Origin of the sequence: Mycobacterium sp. UM_Kg1, from assembly GCF_000972925.1 — a bacterium.
GTDB lineage: Bacteria > Actinomycetota > Actinomycetes > Mycobacteriales > Mycobacteriaceae > Mycobacterium > Mycobacterium hiberniae.
In genome coordinates this window covers 1-4,197 of the sequence record NZ_JRMK01000227.1, presented here as the reverse complement: position 1 = coordinate 4,197, position 4,197 = coordinate 1, and the positions used below count along the sequence as shown (strand labels likewise).

The window sequence follows — 4,197 nt, the reverse complement described above, 5'->3', positions numbered from 1 at the left end:
ATCCAAGCCCCGCGACACCGGCAACCGCGCAATGTCATCAGCCCCCAACACCGGCGGCCGCTCCAAACCATACGAATCGGTGTTACGCAGCACCGCCGCAAGCACTCCCGAGATCGGCTGCAAGCCGTCTTCGAGCACCGCGTAGTAGCGCAGCGCGGTCTCGGAGCCGCCGTCGAGCACGTGCGCGGCCACCACGGCCCCCACCGGGGCGGCTACCGGCAAGTCGTAGGACGGCTTGGCACCCGCGCCGGCGACCACCGGCGCCACCAGGGCCGGCGCCTCCGGCACGGTGTTGAACAGGCCCGTGGCGATCGTGCGGGGCGTGGGGATCGCCGCGCCGCGCTCACCGAGGCCCAGTGCCGCGGTGACGGCCCGGTCGGACAGATCGATGCGGCTGCGCTTGCCGTCCCACAGCATCCAGGCGCCGGAGCCGTTGTCGGCCAGCACCACTGCGTCAGCGCCCAGGGCACCGGCACGAGAACCACTGTGATCCAACGGACCGGCGATCACCGTCACCCCGGCGGTAGAACCCGACACCGCGTCGCACACCGTCCACTCGGCGTCGCGGGTGCTGTTCTGCACCATGCGTTCGGGGGCGCCGGGAATGCCGATGAGGTTGCCGCGGGCGAATTTGTCCAGCGCAGCACCTCTCACCATGGCCGGGTTGACCGGTCGGCCGGCGATCAGCCGCGCCGACGTCAGGTTCAGCACCGGGTGCAGCTGGTCGCCGACCCGCACATACAGCGCCGAGGTGGTGCGGTCCGCCAGCACCGGGTCGTCGTTGGCCGCGCTGTTGGGCCAGATCAGGGTGAACACGAAGCAGCCGCCCACCACGGTGGCCAGCACCAGCAGGCCCATCAGCACGGCACGGGTCTGGGAGCGCAGCGGCTCCACCAGCATCCGGGTGTCGTGCAGGGCGACGCCGGAGGCGATCCGGCGCATGACGAAACGCCATCCGCTGACCTGGTGTTTGGTGACGAAGCCACGCCGGTACTCCACCCGGTCGGGGTTGTCGTTGACCGGGGTGCGCGAGGCGAACGAGCGGCGCTCGTCGTCGGTGCGGTCGCTCATTGGTTGGCCTCCAGGCCCAGGCCACGCAGCAACGGCGCCACCGAGTTGCGGACGTCTTCGGTCGTGATCGTCATGAGCTCCTCATCGGTGAACAGCCCGGTACCGGACTGTTCGGAGTGGTCAAGCCGGAATTCGCGCTCTTCCTCGGAACGTTCGACGAGGTTTCGCACGAACCGGCCGTTGCCGGCGATGTCGAGGCTGCGGCGGGCGACGCCGTTGGCGTCGGGGTGCGACGCCTCGGCCAGCTGACCGAACAGCGCCTGCATCTCCTCGAGCGCGGCCTGCTCGAAACGGCTGTCGCGTTGCTCGGCCATCTTGGTGGCGATCTCGACCAGCTCCGGCGGCTGGTAGGACGGGAAGTCGATGCTGCGGGTGAATCGCGAGCGCAGACCCTCGTTGGTGTCCAGGAACCGGTCCAGGTCGGCGCGGTAGCCCGCGACGATCACCACCAGGCGGTCACGGTCGTTCTCCATCCGCGCCAGCAGGGTGTCGATGGCGACCAGACCGAAGTCGTTCTTGGCGCCCGTGGCCACCAGGGCGTAGGCCTCGTCGAGGAACAGCACGCCGTCCAGCGCGCTGTCGATGATGGCATTGGTCTTGGCCTCGGTCTCACCGATGTGCTGGCCGATCAGGTCGGCCCGGTGCACCTCTTTGATGTTCTCTTTCTTCAGCAGTCCCAGGCCGCAGTAGATCTTGGCCACCACGCGGGCGATGGTGGTCTTACCGGTTCCGGGCGGGCCGGCGAAGACCAGGTGGTGGGTGCGCTGCCCGACGGCCAGCCCGTGCTGCTTGCGCACCACTTCCATGGCCACCGAGCTCTTGAGCCGCTGCACCTGGTTCTTGACTTCCGAGAGGCCGATGAACTCGCCGAGTTCGCGCTCGGCCTCGGCCAGCAGTTCGGCCTTGCGCTCGTGGGCGGACGGGTCGACGAACTCCTCGGCGCTGGGCTCGGTGGCGGGGTCCCATGGGTCGGTACGTGCCTCGATCCGGGCCGCGGTGGTGGTGACGATCCCGAAACTGTGATCCAGCAGCGCCTGCTGAACCTGTTCGTTCTCCGGGTTGGCGGCGTAGAGGTCCTGCAGCACCTCTGCGGCGGTCTCCTCGTCGTCCTGGGCGCGCAGGATCAGGCCCTTGGCCAGGGCGCCGTCGGTGGCCGCGACGGCGATGGGCCCGTCCGGCTCCTCCAGGTAGGACAGCGCCGGGGCGTACATGCCCAGCCGCGCCAGGGCGATTCCCAGCGCGATCTTGGCGGCGTGGGTGAACAGCTCGTCGCGCCCGGGGTCGTTGACGATGGGGGTCAGCAGCTTGACCATGTCCGACCAGCGTCCGGCGTGGTGGTTCACCGCGATCGCCAGCCACTGGGCGTCGTTCCAGCCGGGGCGGCGCTGGCTGATCTCGGAGACCACGGCGTTGGCCTCGGCGCATCGGCCGGCCATCGCCAGCTGCGCGGCGTGGGCGAGGTGGAAGTCGTCGGGTTCGGTGGCGCGCAGCTTCAGGTAGAGGCCGGTGTCGTAGTGGAAGCCCAGTTCGCCTTGCTTGAGGTCGAGGCGCCGCTGCAGAACGCCCGAGCTCCGGGCGGTCTGCGAGATGGCGGCCAGCACCCGCGGCGACTGATCGCCGGCGGCGGCCAGGCCGGTCCAGGCGTCGCACTGCTCGTGGGCGATCCGGGTGAGCGCGGCGAAGCCGCTGCGGGCCGCGGCCAGGTCGGCGGGGCGTTTACGCTGGTAGACCTCGATGCCCAGCGCGCGGCAGCAGGTGGCGAACCGGCTGAGGGTTTCTTCGTCGACCCGTGGTTGCGGGGTGAGCAGAGCCGCATCACCGTTGTTCATGCGTGACTCGCCCCTTCGCTGTCATTGACTGCACCAATTCGGCTGAAGTTAGCATTGCATAAGCTAACTGTCGAGGTCGATCGAGACGCTCGCCGAGCGACTTCCGTCACTGCCGCAAGGCGGTGTGCTGCCCCCGGACCGGACGTGGGCGCACCGACGTCGTCCCAACCCATTGACCGACTCCTTATTGAAAATCATTTTCGATTGATGTGCACGCTACCGCATGCCGGCCCGCTGGTCGGCAACAGTTCGCTGTGATAGCCGCGACTAGCCCTTGACGGCCCGAACCAACGAGTTCCGCCGGATCATCTGCCCGGCCGGAGTGTCCGGTTCCGGCACCGGACGGCCCAGCTCCCGCAGACAGGACTCCAGCGGCGTCACGGTGGCGGTCCATCCGCGCGCGCCGAACCACAGATCGGCGGGCGCGTGGCGCTCGTTGTAGACCAGCCGATGGAAGATGCGGGTGTCGTCGCCCGCCTCGACTTCAGCGGCCACGGCCGCTTCGTAGTCCTGCGGGGACATCGGCGCGCCATCCTCGACCGCGACATAGCTGCCCGGGGCCGTCAGTCTCTCAATACCGGCGAACAGCTGTTGTTGGGCCTCAGCGGGCAGATAGACCAGCAGGCCCTCGGCGATCCACGCCGAGGGTTGCGTGGGATCGAAGCCGGCGTCGCGCAGCGCCTGCGACCAGTCCTCCCGCAGGTCGACGGCGACCTCACGCCGCTCCGCCTTGGGCCGGATACCGCGCTGCGACAGCACATAGCTCTTGTAGGCGAGCACTTGCGGCTGGTCCAGCTCGTAGATCGTCGTCCCGTCCGGCCACGGCAACCGGTACGCCCGGGAGTCCAGCCCGGCGGCCAGAATCACCACCTGGCGCACCCCGGCCGCCATGACAGCGCTGAAGTACTCGTCGAAGTAGCGGGTGCGCGCGCCCTGGTAATTGACGAAGGTCTCCCCGAAATCAGCGGACGCCAATTGGTGGTCGGGCAGGCTGCCGTCGAGCACCGCCGCCCAGTCTCCACCGGCCGCCCGGCAGAACAGCTCGGCATAGGGATCGACCGCTGCCGGATCCGGTTTGGCGGCTTCCAGCGCCCGGGCCGCCGCGACCAACAGCGCGGTCGAACCCACGCTGCTGGTGATGTCCCAGCTGTCGCCCTCACTGCGCATCAGCCCCATGTCGCCCTCCCCACCCGAGCACGGTGCAACAGCGTCAGCCCCACTTGGCGGCTTCGGCGGTGTCGCGCGCGTTCATCATCAAGGTGTTGGTCTCGTGCGTGGTGGCCATCGCCCGATACGC

At 69.0% G+C, this 4,197-nt stretch carries 3 protein-coding genes and 1 pseudogene; all 4 read right to left on the bottom strand.

Annotation, left to right across the window (positions count from 1 at the left end; all coding sequences use genetic code 11):
• A partial coding sequence (gene eccB / locus LI92_RS20120) for a type VII secretion protein EccB (protein WP_046322034.1) occupies positions 1-1,071 on the bottom strand: 1,071 nt, incomplete at its 3' end.
• Positions 1,068-2,900 carry a type VII secretion AAA-ATPase EccA gene (eccA, locus tag LI92_RS20115; protein WP_046322033.1) on the bottom strand — a complete coding sequence of 611 codons (1,833 nt, stop codon included), beginning with the start codon at positions 2,898-2,900 and terminating at the stop codon, positions 1,068-1,070. The genes eccA and eccB, both read right to left, overlap by 4 nt.
• A gap of 267 nt (positions 2,901-3,167) precedes the next feature.
• Positions 3,168-4,067: a class I SAM-dependent methyltransferase gene (locus LI92_RS20110; protein WP_046322035.1), complete on the bottom strand. Its 900-nt coding sequence runs from the start codon at positions 4,065-4,067 to the stop codon at positions 3,168-3,170.
• A gap of 43 nt (positions 4,068-4,110) precedes the next feature.
• Positions 4,111-4,197 (bottom strand): annotated as a pseudogene (locus LI92_RS20105) (WXG100 family type VII secretion target); the annotation flags it as partial.

What these genes read in the sequence shown, in the direction of transcription:
- eccA (WP_046322033.1), bottom strand. Translation starts at nt 2,900, where the DNA reads ATGAACAACGGTGATGCGGCTCTGCTCACCCCGCAACCACGGGTCGAC.
- LI92_RS20110 (WP_046322035.1), bottom strand. Translation starts at nt 4,067, where the DNA reads ATGCGCAGTGAGGGCGACAGCTGGGACATCACCAGCAGCGTGGGTTCG.